22 protein-coding genes are annotated in these 19,170 nt (G+C 46.2%); 6 read left to right on the forward strand and 16 right to left on the reverse strand.

Annotation, left to right across the window (positions count from 1 at the left end; translation table 11 throughout):
• Window positions 1–128: 128 nt before the first annotated feature.
• The 7 genes from YWE_RS0121055 to mutY form a co-directional block, all read right to left on the reverse strand.
• Window positions 129–1,397: a zinc-binding dehydrogenase gene (locus YWE_RS0121055; RefSeq protein WP_029096232.1), complete on the reverse strand. Its 1,269-nt coding sequence runs from the start codon at window positions 1,395–1,397 to the stop codon at window positions 129–131.
• A gap of 27 nt (window positions 1,398–1,424) precedes the next feature.
• Window positions 1,425–2,810, reverse strand: coding sequence for a PTS mannitol transporter subunit IIBC (locus YWE_RS0121060; RefSeq protein ID WP_029096233.1), 1,386 nt, complete (start codon window positions 2,808–2,810; stop codon window positions 1,425–1,427).
• Between the two features lie 84 nt (window positions 2,811–2,894).
• Window positions 2,895–3,341, reverse strand: a complete 447-nt coding sequence (locus YWE_RS0121065; RefSeq protein WP_029096234.1) for a PTS sugar transporter subunit IIA — start codon at window positions 3,339–3,341, stop codon at window positions 2,895–2,897.
• A gap of 675 nt (window positions 3,342–4,016) precedes the next feature.
• Entirely contained in the window at window positions 4,017–4,175 is a 159-nt protein-coding gene (locus YWE_RS30755) for a hypothetical protein (protein ID WP_154661450.1), read from the reverse strand.
• An 83-nt stretch (window positions 4,176–4,258) separates the two neighbouring features.
• Entirely contained in the window at window positions 4,259–5,347 is a 1,089-nt protein-coding gene (gene mltC, locus YWE_RS0121075) for a membrane-bound lytic murein transglycosylase MltC (RefSeq protein WP_029096235.1), read from the reverse strand.
• 97 nt (window positions 5,348–5,444) lie between these two features.
• Complete coding sequence (locus YWE_RS0121080) at window positions 5,445–5,717, reverse strand: oxidative damage protection protein (RefSeq protein WP_029096236.1); 273 nt, start codon at window positions 5,715–5,717, stop codon at window positions 5,445–5,447.
• 17 nt (window positions 5,718–5,734) lie between these two features.
• Window positions 5,735–6,775, reverse strand: coding sequence for an A/G-specific adenine glycosylase (gene mutY / locus YWE_RS0121085; RefSeq protein ID WP_051323502.1), 1,041 nt, complete (start codon window positions 6,773–6,775; stop codon window positions 5,735–5,737).
• 319 nt (window positions 6,776–7,094) lie between these two features.
• Between mutY and trmB the strand changes: the two genes are divergently transcribed.
• The 3 genes from trmB (at window position 7,095) to YWE_RS0121100 (ending at window position 9,036) form a co-directional block, all read left to right on the forward strand.
• Window positions 7,095–7,814, forward strand: coding sequence for a tRNA (guanosine(46)-N7)-methyltransferase TrmB (gene trmB / locus YWE_RS0121090; RefSeq protein WP_029096238.1), 720 nt, complete (start codon window positions 7,095–7,097; stop codon window positions 7,812–7,814).
• Window positions 7,814–8,143, forward strand: a complete 330-nt coding sequence (locus YWE_RS0121095) for a YggL 50S ribosome-binding family protein (RefSeq protein ID WP_029096239.1) — start codon at window positions 7,814–7,816, stop codon at window positions 8,141–8,143. Before trmB ends, YWE_RS0121095 begins: the two co-directional genes overlap by 1 nt.
• Window positions 8,144–8,310: 167 nt before the next feature.
• Window positions 8,311–9,036 carry a DUF2884 family protein gene (locus YWE_RS0121100; RefSeq protein ID WP_036016805.1) on the forward strand — a complete coding sequence of 242 codons (726 nt, stop codon included), beginning with the start codon at window positions 8,311–8,313 and terminating at the stop codon, window positions 9,034–9,036.
• 366 nt (window positions 9,037–9,402) lie between these two features.
• On the opposite strand, the gene hemW is transcribed toward YWE_RS0121100, so the two are convergent.
• Together hemW and rdgB are read right to left on the reverse strand one after the other, a co-directional pair.
• Complete coding sequence (hemW, locus tag YWE_RS0121105; RefSeq protein ID WP_029096241.1) at window positions 9,403–10,533, reverse strand: radical SAM family heme chaperone HemW; 1,131 nt, start codon at window positions 10,531–10,533, stop codon at window positions 9,403–9,405.
• Window positions 10,526–11,119, reverse strand: a complete 594-nt coding sequence (rdgB, locus tag YWE_RS0121110) for an RdgB/HAM1 family non-canonical purine NTP pyrophosphatase (protein ID WP_029096242.1) — start codon at window positions 11,117–11,119, stop codon at window positions 10,526–10,528. The genes hemW and rdgB overlap by 8 nt, the downstream gene beginning before the upstream one ends.
• A 267-nt stretch (window positions 11,120–11,386) precedes the next feature.
• On the opposite strand from rdgB, the gene YWE_RS0121115 reads away from it, so the two are divergent.
• Complete coding sequence (locus YWE_RS0121115) at window positions 11,387–12,157, forward strand: CDP-diacylglycerol diphosphatase (RefSeq protein WP_036016808.1); 771 nt, start codon at window positions 11,387–11,389, stop codon at window positions 12,155–12,157.
• A 34-nt stretch (window positions 12,158–12,191) separates the two neighbouring features.
• Here the strand turns inward: YWE_RS0121115 and yggU are convergent, their stop codons facing one another.
• From yggU to YWE_RS0121135, 4 genes are all read right to left on the reverse strand, one after another.
• Window positions 12,192–12,485 (reverse strand): DUF167 family protein YggU, encoded by a 294-nt coding sequence (yggU, locus tag YWE_RS0121120; protein WP_029096244.1) that lies wholly within the window; start codon window positions 12,483–12,485, stop codon window positions 12,192–12,194.
• A complete protein-coding gene (locus tag YWE_RS0121125; RefSeq protein WP_029096245.1) occupies window positions 12,485–13,030 on the reverse strand; it encodes a YggT family protein in 546 nt (181 codons plus the stop codon). The genes yggU and YWE_RS0121125 overlap by 1 nt, the downstream gene beginning before the upstream one ends.
• Before the next feature lie 301 nt (window positions 13,031–13,331).
• The gene (gene proC / locus YWE_RS0121130) at window positions 13,332–14,150 is read right to left on the reverse strand and encodes a pyrroline-5-carboxylate reductase (RefSeq protein WP_029096246.1); all 819 of its coding nucleotides are present in this window, start codon (window positions 14,148–14,150) and stop codon (window positions 13,332–13,334) included.
• A 56-nt stretch (window positions 14,151–14,206) separates the two neighbouring features.
• Window positions 14,207–14,920 (reverse strand): YggS family pyridoxal phosphate-dependent enzyme, encoded by a 714-nt coding sequence (locus tag YWE_RS0121135; protein WP_029096247.1) that lies wholly within the window; start codon window positions 14,918–14,920, stop codon window positions 14,207–14,209.
• Window positions 14,921–14,942: 22 nt separating this feature from the next.
• On the opposite strand from YWE_RS0121135, the gene YWE_RS0121140 reads away from it, so the two are divergent.
• Both YWE_RS0121140 and YWE_RS0121145 read left to right on the forward strand, forming a co-directional pair.
• Window positions 14,943–15,962 carry a type IV pilus twitching motility protein PilT gene (locus YWE_RS0121140; protein WP_029096248.1) on the forward strand — a complete coding sequence of 340 codons (1,020 nt, stop codon included), beginning with the start codon at window positions 14,943–14,945 and terminating at the stop codon, window positions 15,960–15,962.
• 103 nt (window positions 15,963–16,065) lie between these two features.
• Window positions 16,066–16,599 carry a hypothetical protein gene (locus tag YWE_RS0121145; RefSeq protein ID WP_127526493.1) on the forward strand — a complete coding sequence of 178 codons (534 nt, stop codon included), beginning with the start codon at window positions 16,066–16,068 and terminating at the stop codon, window positions 16,597–16,599.
• 300 nt (window positions 16,600–16,899) lie between these two features.
• Here YWE_RS0121145 and ruvX read toward each other — a convergent pair whose 3' ends face one another.
• The 3 genes from ruvX to gshB form a co-directional block, all read right to left on the reverse strand.
• Entirely contained in the window at window positions 16,900–17,322 is a 423-nt protein-coding gene (gene ruvX / locus YWE_RS0121150; RefSeq protein WP_029096250.1) for a Holliday junction resolvase RuvX, read from the reverse strand.
• Window positions 17,322–17,885: a YqgE/AlgH family protein gene (locus YWE_RS0121155; RefSeq protein WP_029096251.1), complete on the reverse strand. Its 564-nt coding sequence runs from the start codon at window positions 17,883–17,885 to the stop codon at window positions 17,322–17,324. The genes ruvX and YWE_RS0121155 overlap by 1 nt, the downstream gene beginning before the upstream one ends.
• A gap of 328 nt (window positions 17,886–18,213) precedes the next feature.
• Entirely contained in the window at window positions 18,214–19,164 is a 951-nt protein-coding gene (gshB, locus tag YWE_RS0121160; protein WP_029096252.1) for a glutathione synthase, read from the reverse strand.
• Between the last annotated feature and the right edge of the window lie 6 nt (window positions 19,165–19,170).

Below are 19,170 nucleotides of genomic sequence, written 5' to 3' on the forward strand. Positions count from 1 at the left end.
ATTGTAGAGTGAACGAATTATATTACAGGTTCCCTGCCTACGGGTAATCAAAAGTGCTGGCCAGAGAAGCCGTTAACCGTCTGGCCAAACACCCTTAATTTCTCGATTATTTAACCACTGGTCAGCGATTAATAGTCAATACTGACATTAAAGTACGCTAATAACCAACGTTCAGCTTTTTCGCTCCAAACGTTATGGCTTTCAGCTAAGATTTTTGCCAGTTCTGCATAGAATGGATCGGTCTCGCCTAAACGGGCAAAGTCGCTGATGGCGGTTAATGGCATGGTGATATGGTTGTAGATCAGCTTTTTCCCGCCGGGAATATCCGGCAGATTCACTACGGTATCAGGTACCGCATCCAGCCCGCCAATATGGGTTACCATAAAGGACGGCTGAATCAGGCCTTTCTCTGACATTTCAAGCGCTTCAATCATATCGCCCGTTGAGCCGCCTGAGGTTCCGACGATATGGGTCGCGGAATAGTGCACGTGGTAGAAGTTAAACGGAACTTTGAACTGCTTATCCGTCGGGCCGGCAAAAAAGTTCAGGCATCCGTCTTCGGCTAACAGGTCATCACCCATTTCAATAACTTGCTCGATAGCGGCAAAAACAAAAACGTCATCATAGCCATGGCCGTCAGTATAGCCTCTCAGCGTAGTAACAGGGTCGCTAAGCTGGCTGACGTTAACATATTGCAGCTCGATGCCTTTTTCTTTCGCCATTGATTCTGGTAATAGCTGACGGGCCCGATTCAGGCGATCTTCATCAATATCGGTAACCACAATCTTGGCCGGTTTAATATCGCCGTTAATGGCGTAATCAATAGCGCCTAATCCCATAGGACCCGCGCAGGCCAGCAGCGCTAAATTACCACCGGGTTTGATCCCCATTCGGTGTTCATAAACATAGGCCGTGGTGTGATAGCTGGCATGATAAGCGCCGATGATGCAGCACATGGGTTCAGCCAGCGAGGCGTTAGCAAAATAGCTGCTGTTGTAGGGCAGAACACAGCCCAGATCAACCGCCTGCTTAGGAATAATCATATAGGTAGCGTTGCCACCAAAAAATTCATAGCTATAGCCTGCGGAATAGCCGGTCGGCAGGTTCATGGCCGGCTGTAAGACAAATTTATCACCTGCGGTAAAGCGCCGGTGTAAGTTTTTACCGACTTCAACGATGATGCCTGCGCACTCATGGCCGGTAATCGGCGGGTGTTCAGCAATATCATCAGGTACACGTTTGTGCTCACTCCCTAACAGCGCAGCTTTGTAGGTAGATAAGCAGACGCTGTCAGAGATCACTTTAACCAGTAGTTCATCATCGGTAATCGGCGGCAGTTCAAATTCGCGGATCCGTACATCTTTTTTGCCGTAAATGGCCGCAACTTTAGTTTTCATCGTATGGCTCTCTGTCTCAATTAAATATTATTCTTTCGCCGTTTTTTGACTGCTGATAAGCTGTTCTAACAACACATCCAAGTTTTTATCACCAAGATAATTCTTTATTAAAACTAAAGGCTTATCTGTTGCGGAACGGGCCCGTTCTTCAAGATTTAAGTGGGTGACGATAAGGTCAGCATGGTCAGGAATATTTTCCAGAGCAAAGTGTTTAACTTCTATTTCAAGCCCGGCCTGAGCCAGACGCTTGCGGAAGGTGGTTGCTCCCATGGCGCTGGAGCCCATTCCTGCATCACAGGCAAAAGCAATAAAGCGAATGTTTGCTTTGTTACTGCCTTCTGATTTCATCTGCTTAACGTTGTCCTGAGAGTCGGCAAAACGATCTTCTTCTGACGATGGTTCCAGCTTTAGAATGATGCTGGCAATAACAAAGGACATCACAGCCCCTGCCGCGACGCCTGCACAAGTTGCCAGATAGCCTCCGCGTGGTGTTAATGCCAGATAAGAGAAGATAGAGCCAGGGCTCGGGCCTGCAACCAGGCCTGCATCCAGTAATGAGAAGACAAATGTGCCGGTCATTCCACCTGCAATCATGGCGATAATCATCAGTGGCTTCATCAGGACATAAGGGAAATACAGCTCATGAATCCCTCCGAGGAAGTGGATAATCATCGCACCCGGAGCTGAGCGTTTACTCATTCCTTTACCAAAGATGGCGAATGCCATCAGCATGCCGAGGCCGGGGCCGGGGTTAGAAGCCACCATAAAGTAAATAGATTTGCCGGTTTGCGCTGCTTCCTGCATGCCCAAGGGATAATAGATTCCCTGGTCGATAGCATTGTTCAGGAATAACACCTTGGCAGGTTCATTGATGATAGATAGCAGGGGCAGGAAGCCGGTGGCAACTAAGGCCTCAATCCCTGATTTCACTACTTTGTTGGCTTCAAGCACCATTGGGCCAATAATTTCATAAGCCAGCAGGCACAGCAGCATACCGGCGATACCTAATGAAAAGTTATTGATCACCATTTCAAAACCGGCAGGAATGCGCTGTTCCAGTCGGCGGTCGATAGTTTTAATCACCCATCCGCCTAACGGCCCCATGACCATTGCGCCGATAAACATTGGAATATCAGCCCCAACAATCACGCCGATGGTACCGATTCCGCCCATAACGCCACCGCGTTTGCCCCCGATCAGGCTACCGCCGGTATAACCGATCATTAACGGTAGCAGATAGGTAATCATCGGGCCGACTAAGGCTCCGAAGTGTTCGCTGGGCATCCAGCCGGTTGGGATAAATAGTGCGGTAATAAATCCCCATGCGATAAAGGCTCCGATATTGGGGATAACCATAGCGGTGAGAAAACCGCCGAATGACTGGACCTTAGCTCTTATTGATAGCGATGCCATAATTATTGTCCTGTTTCTCTGAATAGATATACCCGTCACGCCGTCTATGGCTTGAATTATTCAGGGTATGAATAACTTCTGGTTTTAATAACGTTTAACGATTTCTTGTAATTCACTGACCGACGTCGCATTGATTAATTGGTCGATACAGGTTTCTTCGCACAGCATTTCGCTTAACGCCTGAATGGCATAGATATGCGAGTCAGCATCTTTTGCAGCCAATCCAATCAGTAAGTAAACCGGTTCGTTATCATGGCCAAAGTCGACACCGTCTCTGATGATTGTCATGGATAAGGCCGTTTGTTTAACGCCCTCTTCGGGCCGGGCATGAGGCATTGCAATGCCGGGTGCCAGAATGTAGTAAGGCCCGGTGCTATTAGTTGAATCTTTAATTGCTTGTGAATAGCGCGGTTCTACATGTTGGTTTCTAATCATGCTCTCAGTTGTCAGGTCAATTGCGTGCTGCCAGTCTGAGGCCGACTGATGGATAGAGAAGGCATCCGGGGTGAAAAAGTCTATGAGAGTTGTCATGTTTAAGCCTTTTTATTAAATGGCGATAAATAAAGAAATTTATTAACAAGTCATGATTTATTGATGTTTATTTATGCCTTTGAGTGCACATTAACCGTAATTAATTTTTGATAATGACCAACCTGATTAATTAGATTTAATCCGGTGATTAGATTGAAGTGGAGAATATGGGGGTTACTATTTATTAGCAATATACCGAAAGTAGATCCCTATTTTATGATCTGCTTCTCGGTTTTTTTTAATAATGGATAAATGTGAATTGACATCACAGAATTTAAATGAAAATTTTTTATTTAAAGTAAAGTCAATAGATGAATTGTGATGGTTGTCATAAATAAATAATTTTATTAAATTTTCAAATTTGTGATTTATATCTAAATTCCGCTATTGAAATTAAGAGGTTAAGTTAATTTTTATTTTAAGGGTCACTGTAACCAAGCCCACGGTGGTCACGCCATTAAGTTTTATTAATGATAAAACATTCCAAATTATATTTAAATCAATCGATTTATGACCAAGAAAAATAGAATGTTTAATTATCGGCTAAATTAGTAAGCTGACATGATTCAGCTTGAGTTTTATTGCTAAATAAACGTTGATTGGTTAATTTAATGCCGTGTAATTAATTTAATTAACGGCATCATGAGGTTATCAATCTGCTATAGCCGAAATGGTTTATTCGGGTGGGGTTTGATTCTTTTTTTGGTCGTCAATCAGCTGTTGCTTGGCCTGCGCTTCCGCATCTCGTTTGCGTTGTTTACTTTTGTGAAAATAGAACGCGATAGCAACCACCGCGGCAACAGTAATAATCTGGGGTAAGCTGATTCCAGCCATAGGTCATATCCTTTTAAGTCAAACTCAGTGCTTGTCAGAGGGCGTAAAACGCCCTCTGCTGGGTGGTTTTAGTGCTGCCGCCGCTATCGACGATAACTCTTCTGGGCGTTATTTACCTTTTTGAGGTAGTTACGTGATTCGCCCGACGGGTGTTTGGTCGTCAGAGTCTCATAAACATCGCCCGGTGACATCCGGTTAATCACATCCGGCGCTTTGGTTCTATCGCTGGAGAATACCTTCAACACGCTGCCTGCACCACCGTTATATGCAGTAATAACCGCATAGCGACGAGATGTCGGGTTGCTGATACTGCCCAAATAAGTATTTTGCAGTATGGCAAGGTAAGCGGTACCTGTATCGATATTACTTGCCGGATCAAACAGATAATTACGGCTTGGAACACCGGATTTACCCTGAGATTTGAATACGTCTTTACCGGCAGTATGCTGCATTACCTGCATCAGACCCATGGCATCTGAACGACTGACGGCATAAGGGTTGAAGCTGGACTCCGTTTGCATAATTGCCAGAATCAGTGACTCTTCGACTTTATATTTTAGTGCCGCCTTACGAACCAAAGGCAGATATTTATGAGCCCGTTTATCCAGGTGGTTTGGTACTAACGGTATTTCAACCGACCAGATAACCTTCAGGCCTGAAGTGCGCTTTCTCAGTTTATTTTGTAGCAGGTAGTCAGCGAAGTGGCTGGCGCGCCACTCCCAGCGGATAGGATTTCCATCCTGATCCATGACCTGCCCGTAAAGAAAGGGTTCTTTACTGATATGAATATCGTTGGCATCAGAGTAGAGATCGGTAGTTTGCGGATCTTCGCCCATCAGTAAGGTATTGATGATGGCTTGACGCAGGCTAGCCTGCGGATTTTCCGGCGCTAACGTCTCAATGGTAATCGTACCAGCGTCAAAGTTAATGTGGCTACGAGTGCGGTACAGATCACTGTATTTAACGTAGTCTTTTGGACCGGCGATTAAGACTTCTTTTATGCCCCAAATGTTTTCTACATTATGGGCAAATTGCCCCATAAGAATGTCAAAAGCATTGGTGTCTTTAACATAGAGATCGCTGTCATCCTGCTGTTTTTTACCGCCACCGCATGAGAACAATAGCGGGGTTATCAGCAATATCGCACAGATTTTTTTTAAGTTAACTGTCATAGTGATGATGGCACACTGTATAAATGTATATCCGTGGTATTTGAAGCTGCACTGGCCTATTGCCTTGATGCAGCTTCAACTATTCAGAGTATAGAGATTATTGGCTAGGCGGCGTATAGCCTTCAATGTGAACTTCTTTTCCTTCAAACAGGAAATTCACCATTTCTTGTTCAAGCAGTTTTCTGTGCTCAGTATCCATCATATTTAATTTCTTTTCATTGATAAGCATGGTCTGTTTTGCCATCCACAAGGCCCAGGCTTCTTTTGAAATCTCATTAAAAATACGTTTACCAATTTCACCGGGATAAAGCTGGAAGTCTTGTCCTTCGGACTCTTTTTGCAGGTAAGTACAGAAAATCGTTCTGCTCATGCTCAATCCTCGTATTGCTATTTAAGCTGATGTAATAATCGTTCGACCGGCGTCGCTAACCCGACTGACTGTGGCTGACTCAGGTTATACCAAAGGCCGGGGCCTTCGTCCATGCAGCTCGTTGCGGGCAGCGGGTCGAGTAACATCGGGACTATGTCCAGATGGAAATGACTAAATGTGTGGCGAAACGCGATTTGTTGTTCTAGGTTGCGGGCAGACATACCGCGCGCTTCCAGCCAGAGTTCCATTGACTCAATATCGCTAAACTGCGGGAAGCAATAAAGACCACCCCAAAGTCCAGCGTCCGGTCGTTGTTCCAGCCAGACTTTATCATTGTTCTTAAGTAACAGGAACCATGCGTTTCTTACTGGTATCTGCTGTTTTGGTTTTTTACCGGGGTAACTGGCCCAACTCTGATTGGCATAGGCAATACACCCCATGTTAAGCGGGCAAAGTTCGCATTTTGGTCGGGAGCGGGTGCAGACCAGAGCGCCGAGATCCATCATGGCCTGATTAAACTGGGCAACGCCTTTCGCCGGGGTTACTTCGGTGCTGATTTCCCATAGCCGATTCTCGACATCTTTTTTGCCCGGCCAACCTTCAATAGCATAACAGCGGGCGAGAACCCGCTTAACGTTACCGTCGAGAATCGGGTAGTGTTGGTTTTGCGATAAAGACAGCACCGCACCGGCGGTAGACCGGCCAATACCCGGCAGCGCGTTGACGGTTTCAAAGTCGGTAGGAAATATTCCCTGATGGCTATCGGCGACTTTTTTAGCCGCTTTATGCAGATTACGGGCTCTGGCGTAGTAGCCAAGGCCGGTCCATAGATGAAGGACTTCATCAGTCGGTGCCGCGGCCAGATCCGAGATGGTGGGGAATTTCTCTATAAAGCGCTGGAAATAGGGGATCACCGTTGCCACCTGGGTTTGTTGCAACATAACCTCAGACAGCCATACATGATAAGGCGTTTTTTCTATTTGCCAGGGGAGTGTTTTTCGGCCGAATTGTTGATACCAATTCAGGACGGCCTGTGCAAATGGCTGCGCTTGCATCATAAAGTGTGATATTTCCAGCATGATAAAAATTATGGCGTGATTCCAGCACAGACAAGCAACAGAGTAAACTGTAACTTGCCTTTTTATCGGTTATCTTTCTGCTATGGAAGTACTGAATCTTTAATTTCAGCATCGATTGTCAGTAGGATTATTTAAGAACCGGCGCAATATAAGGTATTATAGCCGACTGAATTTGGATTATACCCGTCGTCCTTCAAGATGCAGCCAATACCCCTGCACTCGAAGTAACTTGGGTATAGACGTAGCAATAGTGCGGCTATGTCCCGTTATATACCCTATTTAAAAAAACAGAATCTCTATGATGAATGATGTAGTTTCTCCTGAATTTGATGAGAACGGCCGAGCGTTGCGCCGTATACGCAGCTTTGTCCGCCGTCAGGGGCGTTTAACCAAAGGGCAACAGTTTGCGTTAGATAATTTTTGGCCGGTGATGGGCGTAGAGTTCCAACCAGAGCCATTAGATTTATCTGGCTTGTTTGGCCGCGAAGCCCCGGTAACGCTAGAGATAGGTTTTGGTATGGGGATGTCTCTGGTCAAAATGGCTGAGACGAATCCGGGGCAGAATTTCCTTGGTATTGAAGTTCATAGCCCGGGCGTTGGCGCCTGTTTGTCTTCTGCTCATGAGGCTAACGTAGCCAATTTACGGGTAATGTGTCACGATGCGGTTGAAGTTTTGGAGAAAATGATTCCCGATGCTTCACTGGATATGGTGCAACTATTTTTCCCCGATCCGTGGCACAAAGCTCGTCATCATAAGCGTCGTCTTCTTCAGACGCAGTTTGCCGGGTTAGTATTACAGAAATTAAAAGTGGGTGGCGTTTTCCATATGGCCACCGACTGGCAGAACTATGCCGAACATATGTTGGACGTTATGAATGCAATTCCTGCGTATCGTAATTTGTCTGCTGATGGTACTTATGTGCCGCGCCCTGATTCTCGTCCGCTCACTAAGTTTGAGCTGCGCGGTCAACGTTTAGGGCATGGCGTTTGGGATTTGATGTTTGAGAGGATTGAATAATGGCACAGCAACGTAGTCGTCGTTTACGTAAAAAGATGCGTCTTGATGAGTTTCAGGAAATCGGTTTTATGGTGAGCTGGGAGTTTCCTGAAGGAACCGAAGTTGAAAAAGTTGATGCAACAATCGACAGCTTAATCAACGAAGTGTTCGAAGCTCAGGACCTCTCTTTTGAAGGCGGTGGTTATTTACAGTGGGATGGCCTTGTTTGCCTGCAAAAAATTGGTAAATGTACCGAAGAACATCGTGCCATAGTCAGCAAATGGTTAGAGTCCAAAGGCATGACTAATGTTAAAACCAGCGAATTAATGGATATTAACTACTTCGATTAATAATGGCAGTAGTAGTCTTTTTTGATTTGAAATAAACGCCTATTTTTATAGGCGTTTTTGTTTCTTCACTTCCCTAAACCCGTTTATATATAAATGAACGCTCAAGGTAAGACGGTGTCTATACACTGGTGAAATACGATTAGCACATCAATTATCGAGGAAGAGTTATGTTACGAAAAACCGGCGCAGCCTTAGTTATGCTAGTGGCCATGCAGGCGAATGCGGCTTACGACTGTAATATTAAACCGCAGGATGATATTTTTATTAGCCCGCAATCGGTGAAGGTTGCCGGTGCCAGCGGTGAGTTGGTGATTGCTAAGAATGGTGATGTGACTCGAAATGGTAAAGCTCTAACGTTATCGGCTGCGGCACGTCAGCAGGCGGTGAGCTATCAGGAGAATCTGCGTACTACTCTGCCTTATGTTAATGACGGCGTTCGTTCTCGCTTGAACGTGGCGCAAAACGCGCTGGATGGCATTATCGTTAAACAATTAGGTAGTGAAAGCAATGTGCGTAAGCGTCTGACGACCTTAAGCTCAGACCTAACCAAAGAGATGGAAAAAGTGCTGGAGCCTCGTGCCGAAGGGTTAGCTTTCCATCATCAGGCAATTGCTCAGGTTGAAGCCAACGGGCGTACCTTACTCAATCAAACTTTGGGTGGCGTACTTCAGGACAGCATCAATGAGTTAGGGGCTAAGCAGGTTGGCAATGTGGCTAAATCTGATAATCCATTACAGGCTTTATTAGGTAATTTAGGTGGCTTACAGCAGGATATTCAAAACGAGTGGAAAAAGCAGGAGCAGGGCTTTAACCAGTTCGGTAAAGAAGCTTGCGGACGCGTTTCTCAACTTGAACAACAGCGCGCTGAATTACTGAAAGCGTTACCGCAATAAGCTGATGATGTCGTCATCCCGTTTTTCAACGAGTTGACGAGGGAGATAGGCTGAGGATAGCTAGGCTAATGAACATATTCAGCTTAGTGACTGCCCCTAATTGACAGTCTTACGCATCCCGGCGTAATGCTTGTCAATTAAGCATTTCTAGACCATCTAAGCCTACAATATCGTCATCCCGGCGAAAGCCGGGATCCAGGTTTTATCTAACCAGCGAATACAGAGCCTAAAGGCTGTACCCCGTTTTTCAACGGGGTGACGAGGGAGATAGGCCGAGGATAACTAGGCTAATGAACATATTCAGCTTAGTGACTGCCCCTAATTGACAGTCTTACGCATCCGGCAGGCTTTATGTTGATTTGTCTGCTACAAAAACAGTTCCAGCAACGAGTTCAGGAATAATTTTCCTTTCTCGGTCAGCTGCCATTGGTGCTCTGTCTCCACCAGATAGCCATTCTCTAATGCATTATCGATCTTGTCTCTGATTACACTTTCATCAAGTCCGGTCAGTCGGGTGAAGTCCGATCGCGGCATCGGCTCTAACAGCCGAAAACGATTCATAAAGAACTCAAACGGGCGTTCGTCAGCTTCAACCAGATGTTGCTTATCAAGATACTTGCCGGTCATATAACCACGGGGATGGCGGGTTTTAACCGTGCGCAGAATACGCCCGTCAGAAAAGCTGAGCTTTCCGTGAGCGCCGCAGCCGATACCCAGATAATCACCGAAACGCCAGTAGTTAAGGTTATGCTGACACTGATAACCGGGCTTAGCATAGGCTGAGGTTTCATATTGTTGGTAGCCAGCTTCACTGAGTAATGCATGACCGCGCAGATAGATATCCCAAAGAGCATCATCATCAGGTAAAACCGGCGGGCGGGAACCAAACAGCGTGTTGGGTTCAATGGTTAATTGATACCATGAAAGATGTGGAGGATTCAGCTCAATGGCCTGACGTAAATCGTCCAGCGCTTCATCAGCCGACTGGTCCGGTAAACCATGCATCAGGTCAAGATTAAAGCTGCGCAAGCCCAGATCCTGAGCCAGCTTTGCTGCGCGTTTCGCCTCTTGCGGGCCATGTATTCTGCCTAAGCGCTCCAGCTTGCTCTGGCTAAAGCTTTGAACGCCGATCGATATTCGATTAACCCCGGCCTTCTGATAGGCGCTAAAACGCTCGGCCTCAACGGTACCGGGGTTAGCCTCCATGGTGATTTCTACATCATTAGCCAGGGTTAATCGGCTGCGAACCCCGTCTAGCAGGCGCTGCATCGCCTCAGAGGTTAACAGGCTCGGCGTTCCCCCACCGATAAAGATAGTGCTGATGGTACGGCCGCTGGTCAGGGCTACATCGCTATCCAAATCAGATAACAGGTGGTCTACGTATTCGAGATCCGGGATCCCGCCTTTCAGGGCGTGAGAATTGAAATCGCAATACGGACATTTCTGTACGCACCATGGAATATGAATATAGAGGCTCAGCGGTGGCAAATTAAGCATTACGTAAGGCATCCAGTAACATATTCAGCGCTTGCCCGCGGTGAGATATTTGGCTCTTTTGTTCACGGCTGAGCTCGGCCGCGGTACAACCCAGTTCCGGAATATAGAATATAGGATCATACCCAAATCCCCCTTCACCGGCCGGGCTGAACAGCACTTCACCGTGCCAGCTACCGTGAAAAACTAACGGGATTGGGTCATTTGCATGGCGCATATAGACCAGTACACAATGGAACTGGGCCTGACGCTGGCCTTCAGGTACATCTTTCAGGGTTTCAAGCAGCTTTTCGAGATTGTCTTTATCGCTGGCATCAATACCAGAATAGCGGGCTGAATAGATACCCGGCGCCCCCCCTAATACGTCAACGGCAATGCCCGAGTCATCGGCAATCGCCGGTAATCCGGTAACCTGTGCCGCATGGCGGGCCTTGATAATGGCATTTTCAATAAACGTCAGCCCGGTTTCATCTGCCGAATCGACACCGAGGTCGGTCTGAGCGATAACGTCAAAACCAAAGTCTGCCAATAAGTTTGCCAGCTCACGAACTTTACCGGGGTTACCGGTTGCCAGAACGAGTTTTTGCATTAGGGGAGTCCACCAGTGAGTTAAAGATGAGTAATAAAATTCTGATGGTGCATAGCATAACTCAAAGCTTTTAGGCTGATGAGTAATTCTGATAAAGAGGGGCATTTTATTACGTTTTAAGTCGGCATATTGTCTGGCGGAAACATTATTCGTTGGATTGATATGTTCTGTTACATCTCTGTTATAATTGCAAAGAGTGATTATTGATATTTAATTTGAAAGTGTTTGATGATAAATAAAAACAAGTTCCCAAAGGTGTTTAAGTGGATGATAGGAACCTTAGTCATCCTGTTGGTTATTTTAGCCATTATTTGGGGCTGGTTTCGCAGCCAGTCAGACCAACTGTGGGATATTGTTAGCCAAGAATGCGTTCCTCAATCCTCAGCACTGCCTGAGTCGTCGCCTTGTCTTAACGTGGTTTTAGAACCTAATGTCGATCGCGGGTATGTGGTATTTAGAGACCAGCATGGTCCATTGCATTTCTTATTGATTCCGACGACAAAGATCGAGGGTATTGAAAGCCCCGAATTACTTGATTCAACGGTAACTGACTACTTTCAAAAAGCCTGGGATGAACGTGGCTTCATTGGTCAACAGTCCGATGAACCGTTACCAAGAGATATAGTCTCTCTGACTATTAATTCTTCCTATGGACGCAGTCAGGATCAGCTCCATATTCATATTTCTTGCATTAAACCTGACGTAAAGGCCCATCTTTACTCCCAGTTAGACCAGTTCAGTGAGCAATGGTCTAAGGTTGAAGACGGTATCAATGGCAATGACTATATTGCCCGGACTTTAACCGAAGATCAGTTCCAGCAGATGAGCCTGTTCCTGCGCTTAGCTGAAGAAGTTCCTGATGCAGAGAATCATATGGGAAGCTATGGTTTGGCGCTGGTTCCTTATACCAGTAATACCCATGTTCCGATGTATCTATTGTTAGCCAATAAATTGAATATTTTGTCACTGAATTTAGGCTATACCGGTGATATTCAAGACTATCAGTGTGATTTATTGAAGACGACGGGCAAGCTATAAACTAGAAGGCCAGCAGCCGAAAGATTGGCTAATTTTATGGCTGAATAATGGTGGTTATTGCTGCAGGAATGAGCTGTGGATTATTAATTCTTACTTGCTTATGCCTGCCCAGCTCGCCTTTTTCAATAACAATCATTCCTTTGGCGACTTTGAACTGTTTTGCCAGAAACTTGATCAAGTGGGCGTTAGCCTGGCCATCTACCGGCGGTGCGGTGATGGCCACTTTTAACTCTTCTCCGTGCAGACCAACAATCTGATCCCGACTGGCTTTAGGCTGAATGTATAAGCGTAAAACCATGGCGTCGGAGAGTTGTTCAACCGCACTCATTAGAGAAGCAGCGCCATCAGATCGCTTTTCAGATAGTCCAGCGCATACAGAATCAGAATGACAATCATGCTGGAGAAATCAATGCCACCCATGGCGGGTAAAACTCGGCGAATAGGTGAAAGTAACGGTTCAGTTAACTGAATTAATAGCTGATCGACAGGGTTGCGGCCTTGGCTTATCCAGCTCATTATCGCGCGAATAATAATAACCCAGAACACCAGTTTTCCTGCAGCGGTCAGCAGTTCAAACAGGGCTAATGGCACAAACATAGGCAGGAATACAAATACGCCATTAGCTAACACAATGGTCAGTACGTATTTCGCCAATACCAGAACATAGGCCAGCAATACTGATGCTGTATCAAGCGGCCCGATAGCCGGAATTATTCTGCGTAACGGCCCGATAACCGGCTGGGTTAACTTGACGACAAGCTGTGAGAATGGATTATAAAAATCAGCCCGAGTCCACTGCATCCAAACCCGCAGCAAGAGTATCGATACATAAAGATCGAGCACGGTAAAAATCACAAAAGATAAAAATTGCATGTTCAATCCTTGGTTATTAGCTGTCTGATTGGCTCAGGCCTATATACCCGTCATACTTCAAGCTGCATCTTTGTTGGCTGAGCTTACTCACCCGAATCACTTACTTGAGTAGGCTCATCGGGACTACTCGGCCCATAAATGGGCCTTGCCTTTGTAAGGCCGCTGCAAGCAGCGATGAAACTTGAATTATTGTGGGTATATACAACAGACAAATGGTTAACTCACTAAATTTGGGGGTTAGCATATAGTAATTCAATGAAAAATGGCAATGAAGCCGGTAACTGATTGCCAACTCCCTATTTTAAAGTGATTTTTCCATTTCAGTAGCGCGAGTTATCGCAGCCTGCATGGCTGATGCCACGATGTCTGACAGTTTGTTGTCATTAAAGACACGCAGTGCTTCGTCCGTTGTTCCGCCTTTAGATGTTACCTGCTGACGTAAGGTACTAATTTCAATCTGCGGGTTAGCCTCTACCAGATGTGCCGCCCCCAAAGCTGCCTGCTGCACCAATTCTCGTGCGGCTTGAGTGCTGAACCCAAGGCGTTCAGTTTCTTGTTGCATGGCTTCCATAAACAGAAAGAAATAGGCCGGAGCACTGCCTGCGGCTGCGATTACACCGTTTATACCACTTTCGTTATCGACCCAGCAGACTTTACCAACGGATTTCATCAGCGCTTCAGCAAAGGTTCTATCCTGTGCTGAAACGTCTGGCGGGCTGTATAGGCCACTCATACCGAAGCCAATCAGCGATGGGGTATTGGGCATAATGCGAATAATATCGACCGGTCCCAGAATTTGATAAAAGCGTTCAACGTTAATTCCGGCGGCAATAGAGAGGATTAGCTTGCCACTAAGATCGAGTTGTTGATGAAGTGGAGTACAAACCTCGGCCATCATTTGGGGTTTAACGGCTAAAACTACCACATCGGCCTGACGTGCGCTCTCGACGTTATCATTGGTGCAGTTAATGCCATATAACTTATGCAGTTCAGACTCTTTAGTGAGCGACGGAGAGCTGGCAGTAATTAGTCCGGCCGGGTATCCGCCGTTGACTAATCCGGCAATGATCGCTTTTGCCATATTTCCGGCGCCGATAAATGCAATTTTACGATGCTGCATAATTAAGGTCTCACTTTATATGTTTAAACAGTAGCTTGACTGAACCAGCTAAAACGTTAATGAGTCGCTGACGAATAGTCGCGGGCACCAAAGATCGCAGTTCCAATACGTACCATAGTACTGCCGGCACGGATTGCTGCAGCCATATCATCGGTCATCCCCATTGACAGGGTATCTACTTGAGGATAATCAGCTTTAAGCTGATCAAGGGCCTGCTCCATTTGGCGGAATACTGCAATTTGGCGTTCCGGATCCGGTTCGGGGGCCGGAATGGTCATCAGACCACGAAAAACAATGTTAGGCAGCGTGCTGATTTGTGCCGCTAATACCGGTAATTCGGCTAAGGTAATGCCTGATTTACTTTGCTCATCGCTGATATTAATTTGAATTAGCACGTTCAACGGCGGCATTCCGGCAGGGCGCTGGTCACTTAAGCGCTGGGCTATTTTTTCTCGGTCCAGCGTATGCATCCAATCAAAATGCTCTGCAACCAGGCGGGTTTTATTGGATTGCAATGGCCCGATAAAGTGCCATTCAAGCTGGCTGGCAAAAGAGCTATCGGCGAAGTGTTGGATTTTATCTACGCCTTCCTGCACATAGTTTTCACCAAATCGGCGCTGGCCTGCGTCAATTGCTTCCTGAATCGCCATCACAGGTTTTGTTTTACTGACTGCAATTAACTGAATTTGCTGTGGATCCCGATTGCACTGCTGTGCTGACTGTGCAATTTGACGCCTTACTGTATCAAGATTTTGTTGGATAGTTGTCATGAGTCTATTCAGGGAGTCGGTTATGGATATATGCGAATTAGTGTCCCTTAGTGTAAAGCAAAACGCGTCAGATCTGCACCTTTCTGCCGGTCATTTACCGATGTTGCGTGTGAATGGCAATTTACGGGCCTGTGGTGAAGGTAAACTGGATGCTATAAAGTTGCAGGAACAGATTTTATCCCGCCTTAGCGCTGAGCAACTGGGAGTGTTCCAGTCTCAGGGGCAGCTAGATTGCGCACTGTCATGGAGTGACGGCGTGCGGTTAAGGGCGAATATTTTTCAGCAGCGCTCTGGCATATCGGCGGCTTTTCGCTTTATTCAAACGAAAATTCCTGATTCCAGTGCGTTGAAAATCCCTGACGCTATTGTCGAGATTAGCCATCGTAGCGACGGGCTGGTAATTATTGCCGGCGCTACGGGAAGCGGTAAATCGACCACTATGGCTGCACTGATTGCCGGGATTAACCAAAGAGAGCACCGACATATTATTACTCTGGAAGACCCTATTGAATTTATTCACCACAGTAATAGCAGCCTGATTCAGCAGCGGGAGATCGGCAACCACGCGGCGTCGTTTTCGCAGGGGCTACGGGCCGCTTTACGTCAGGATCCCGACATCATTTTATTAGGTGAACTCAGAGATGCCGAGACTATCCGCTTGGCTTTGACCGCTGCGGAAACCGGCCACTTGGTATTTGCCACATTGCATACGCGCTCGGCTATTCAGTCGATGGAAAGGATCATTGACGTATTTTCGGCTGAGGAAAAGCAGTTTGTCAGTTCTCAATTGGCCAATACGCTACAGGCCGTTGTCTGCCAGCGGCTGGTCCCTGATTTAAAAGGCAGCCGAGTTGCAGCCTATGAAGTTCTGATCAATACGCCGGCGGTCAGTAATATGATTAGAGAAAATAAGCGCCATCAATTGCAAAGCTTATTACAGACCGGCTCGGCCTTAGGAATGCAGACAATGGAGCAGAGTATTAATGCATTGGTTAATCAGGGGATGATTGGCGAATCATATTATTCTCCTGATATCAGATAAATGTGTATTCAGGGTCAATAAACGGCTTTTCTATTTACCTTAAGTATGTTGAACTATTTTCAGCATTAACCCTAGGGGATACAGGAAAAAGGAACGTTTAACGGTGAAGATGTTTAAATGGATCGTGGTGTTATTGATATTGGCAGGTATTGGTTTTGGTGCATATATCTATAACAAAGGGACTTTGGCTAAATATGGTTCTGAAGGAACTTTTGAATCAACCGTAGGATTATTAGATCCTCAGACTGATAATCCATTGCCAAATACGCCGTTTTATTTGGTGATCATCAAAGATTCAGAAACCGATCCTGCGTTTAAAAAACCGCTGTTTGGCGTTACTGACGATCAAGGACGTGCAGCCCGTATTGTCAGCCGTACTCAACTGAGCCCAAGTGATTATGTCTTGGTTCAAAAAGTCGGTACCGGAGAATACGGTAAATATTTTGCTCTGCTAGGTGCAGGTAACCCGATTCCGGTGCCGAAAGGCAGCTATATGCTGTCCGGCTGCCCTGATACTCCGGAATATAAAGGGATATCTAACAAACAGGGATATACCGTTTTTTACGCTTCTAAACAGCCCTGTAACGTCAAGTTAAGCATTGACTGGAGTGGCACGTTGGATAACCTGCTGAAATAGCCTCAGCAGCAATAGCGTATTAATCAAAAGGGGTCAGCAATTGCCCCTTATCTTAAAAATATCGCCCTTCGGCCGCCAGAAAAAATCAATATTCCGATGCTGATTATGCGGACGAAACCTGCGCTGAAATCCAATTAAATCACGTTGTCAGTAATCTGAGTGGTAAGCAATTGCCCCTTAGCCTCAAAACATCGCCCTTCGGCCGCCAGAAAAAATCAATATCCCGATGCTGATTATGCGGACGAAACCTGCGCTGAAAGCCAATTAAAGCACGTTGTCAGTAATCTGAAGAGAAAGCCATTACCCCAGCTGTTTTTCAAACCAACTTTCTAAAATAATTACTGCCGAAGCGGCGTCTACGCTGCCTTTATTCAGTGCACGAAACCCGCCGCGGTCGAATAAATCGGCTCTGGCTTCAACGGTACTTAAGCGCTCATCATGAAGCTCAATTTGAACGCCAAAGCGACCATGTAATCGATTAGCAAATTTACGCGCCTGAGCGGTAACCGGTTGTTCAGTACCATCCATATTCAGGGGTAGGCCGACAATCACCAGGTCCGGCTGCCATTCTTTCAGCAACTTTTCTACCTGCTGCCAGTCAGGATTACCTTCTTTAGCCTTGAATGCGGTCAACGGGCGGGCTGTTCCGGTAATTTCCTGCCCGATAGCAACGCCGATACTTTTAGTACCAAAATCGAATCCTAATACAGTGCGGTTAGTCATTATGCATGGCCTGCCTGAGTCGCTATGGTGTGAATATCAATGCCCAGCTTTTGAGCTGCGGCCTGCCAGCGATCGGCAATTGGCGTATGAAATAGAATATTGCTGTCAGCTTCAACCGTTAACCAGCTATTTTCTAACAGCTCATGTTCTAACTGTCCTGCTTCCCAACCGGAATAGCCCAAGGCAACCAGAGCTTCAGGCGGCTGAGATGCCGTTCCTAATGTTTCAAGTACGTCTTTAGATGTAGTAATCATTACTGAGTCAGCAATCTGAATGCTGGATGAGAATTTTTGCAGCGGAGTATGCAGGATAAATCCCCGATCTTCAGCCAGTGGCCCTCCGTCAAACACCGGGCACTCTAGGTGTAGACGGGATACTTTCGGAATCGGATCTATATGTAATTTAGACAGTACTTCTTCAACCGTTAGCTGCTCCAGCGGTTTATTGATAACCACGCCCATGGTCCCATTCTCGTTATGTTCGCAGATATAAACCACTGAACGGCTAAAATAGGGATCTTCCAGCGAAGGCATAGCGATAAGAAAATGGTTTTGTAAATTCATGGTGTTTTAGATTAACCGCCTGAATAAATTTAGGATTTAAGGACGCACGGAACGTATATAGGCCCGATTATAACCAAATTAGCCTGTCGGTGTTTAGCTATTAACCAGAACTGAAATAGTGATGATGGTAAAAACCTTAGCCGTCTTAGACGACGGCTAAGGTTATGTATATCCGTCATACTTCAAGTCGCATCTTTGTTAGCTACGTTCGTTCACCCGAAGCACTTATTTGAGTCAGTGATTCGGGACTACTCAGCCCATCCATGGGCCTCACTTCAGTGAGGCCGCCGCAATGCAACTCGAATTATGTTGGATATAGATAGAGTAATTACTTCGCCAGGCGACGTTCAATTGCATCCATCAGCATGCCGGTAATAGAAACATCCGGGAATGCAGCTTCAATCTCTTTTACGCAGGTCGGGCTGGTGACGTTAATTTCAGTCAATTTGTCACCGATAATATCCAGACCGACAAAGATCAGGCCTTTTTCTTTTAGCGTAGGGGCCACGCTGCGGGCAATTTTCCAGTCACTTTCGCTTAGCGGTCGGGCTTCGCCACGTCCGCCGGCAGCTAAATTACCGCGGGTTTCTCCCTGCTTAGGAATGCGGGCAAGGCAGTAAGGTACCGGTTCACCGTCAACCACCAGAACGCGTTTATCGCCCTCAGTAATCTGTGGCACAAAGTTTTGCGCCATGCAATAACGGGTTCCCAGCTCAGTCAGGGTTTCAATAATCACTGACAGGTTTGGATCGTTTGGCTTAACGCGGAAAATGGATGAACCACCCATGCCGTCCAGCGGTTTCAGAATAATATCGCCGTGTTCAGCATAGAATTTGCGAATATGTTCAGCACTGCGTGAAACCAGCGTTGAAGGCGTTAAATCAGGGAACCATGCGGTAAACAGCTTTTCGTTACAGTCACGCAGGCTTTGCGGTTTATTAACAATCAGGGTGCCTTTAACTTCCGCTCGTTCCAGAATATAGGTGGCATAAATATATTCAGTATCAAACGGCGGGTCTTTGCGCATCAGAATGACATCTAAATCGTGTAGCGCAATATCTTGCTCACCATGAAAGTCATACCAGTGTTCTTTATCCGCTTGAACCGACAGCGTTTGGGTACGGGCACGGGCTTCACCGGTGTGGAGATACAGATCGTTCATTTCCATGTAGTGCAGCTCATAGCCGCGCTTTTGGGCTTCCTGCAGCATAGCAAAACTGGTGTCTTTCTTAATATTGATGGATGAAATAGGGTCCATCACAATGCCGAGCTTGATCATGTTTAT

The organism is Budvicia aquatica DSM 5075 = ATCC 35567 (genome assembly GCF_000427805.1).
In the GTDB taxonomy this organism is placed as follows: Bacteria; Pseudomonadota; Gammaproteobacteria; order Enterobacterales; family Enterobacteriaceae; genus Budvicia; species Budvicia aquatica.

Excerpts from the sequence above, each read along its gene's own strand:
- YWE_RS0121135 (WP_029096247.1), bottom strand. The coding sequence starts at position 14,920 with ATGACAACTATCCAACAAAATCTTGATACAGTAAGGCGTCAAATTGCA.
- mutY (WP_051323502.1), bottom strand. The coding sequence starts at position 6,775 with ATGATGCAAGCGCAGCCATTTGCACAGGCCGTCCTGAATTGGTATCAA.
- YWE_RS0121125 (WP_029096245.1), bottom strand. The coding sequence starts at position 13,030 with ATGCAATTTTTATCTTTTGTGATTTTTACCGTGCTCGATCTTTATGTA.
- trmB (WP_029096238.1), top strand. The coding sequence starts at position 7,095 with ATGATGAATGATGTAGTTTCTCCTGAATTTGATGAGAACGGCCGAGCG.
- rdgB (WP_029096242.1), bottom strand. The coding sequence starts at position 11,119 with ATGCAAAAACTCGTTCTGGCAACCGGTAACCCCGGTAAAGTTCGTGAG.
- ruvX (WP_029096250.1), bottom strand. The coding sequence starts at position 17,322 with ATGACTAACCGCACTGTATTAGGATTCGATTTTGGTACTAAAAGTATC.
- YWE_RS0121115 (WP_036016808.1), top strand. The coding sequence starts at position 11,387 with ATGATAGGAACCTTAGTCATCCTGTTGGTTATTTTAGCCATTATTTGG.
- YWE_RS0121055 (WP_029096232.1), bottom strand. The coding sequence starts at position 1,397 with ATGAAAACTAAAGTTGCGGCCATTTACGGCAAAAAAGATGTACGGATC.
- gshB (WP_029096252.1), bottom strand. The coding sequence starts at position 19,164 with ATGATCAAGCTCGGCATTGTGATGGACCCTATTTCATCCATCAATATT.
- YWE_RS0121080 (WP_029096236.1), bottom strand. The coding sequence starts at position 5,717 with ATGAGCAGAACGATTTTCTGTACTTACCTGCAAAAAGAGTCCGAAGGA.
- YWE_RS0121140 (WP_029096248.1), top strand. The coding sequence starts at position 14,943 with ATGGATATATGCGAATTAGTGTCCCTTAGTGTAAAGCAAAACGCGTCA.
- hemW (WP_029096241.1), bottom strand. The coding sequence starts at position 10,533 with ATGCTTAATTTGCCACCGCTGAGCCTCTATATTCATATTCCATGGTGC.
- mltC (WP_029096235.1), bottom strand. The coding sequence starts at position 5,347 with ATGACAGTTAACTTAAAAAAAATCTGTGCGATATTGCTGATAACCCCG.
- proC (WP_029096246.1), bottom strand. The coding sequence starts at position 14,150 with ATGCAGCATCGTAAAATTGCATTTATCGGCGCCGGAAATATGGCAAAA.
- yggU (WP_029096244.1), bottom strand. The coding sequence starts at position 12,485 with ATGAGTGCGGTTGAACAACTCTCCGACGCCATGGTTTTACGCTTATAC.
- YWE_RS0121095 (WP_029096239.1), top strand. The coding sequence starts at position 7,814 with ATGGCACAGCAACGTAGTCGTCGTTTACGTAAAAAGATGCGTCTTGAT.
- YWE_RS30755 (WP_154661450.1), bottom strand. The coding sequence starts at position 4,175 with ATGGCTGGAATCAGCTTACCCCAGATTATTACTGTTGCCGCGGTGGTT.
- YWE_RS0121155 (WP_029096251.1), bottom strand. The coding sequence starts at position 17,885 with ATGAATTTACAAAACCATTTTCTTATCGCTATGCCTTCGCTGGAAGAT.
- YWE_RS0121060 (WP_029096233.1), bottom strand. The coding sequence starts at position 2,810 with ATGGCATCGCTATCAATAAGAGCTAAGGTCCAGTCATTCGGCGGTTTT.
- YWE_RS0121100 (WP_036016805.1), top strand. The coding sequence starts at position 8,311 with ATGTTACGAAAAACCGGCGCAGCCTTAGTTATGCTAGTGGCCATGCAG.
- YWE_RS0121065 (WP_029096234.1), bottom strand. The coding sequence starts at position 3,341 with ATGACAACTCTCATAGACTTTTTCACCCCGGATGCCTTCTCTATCCAT.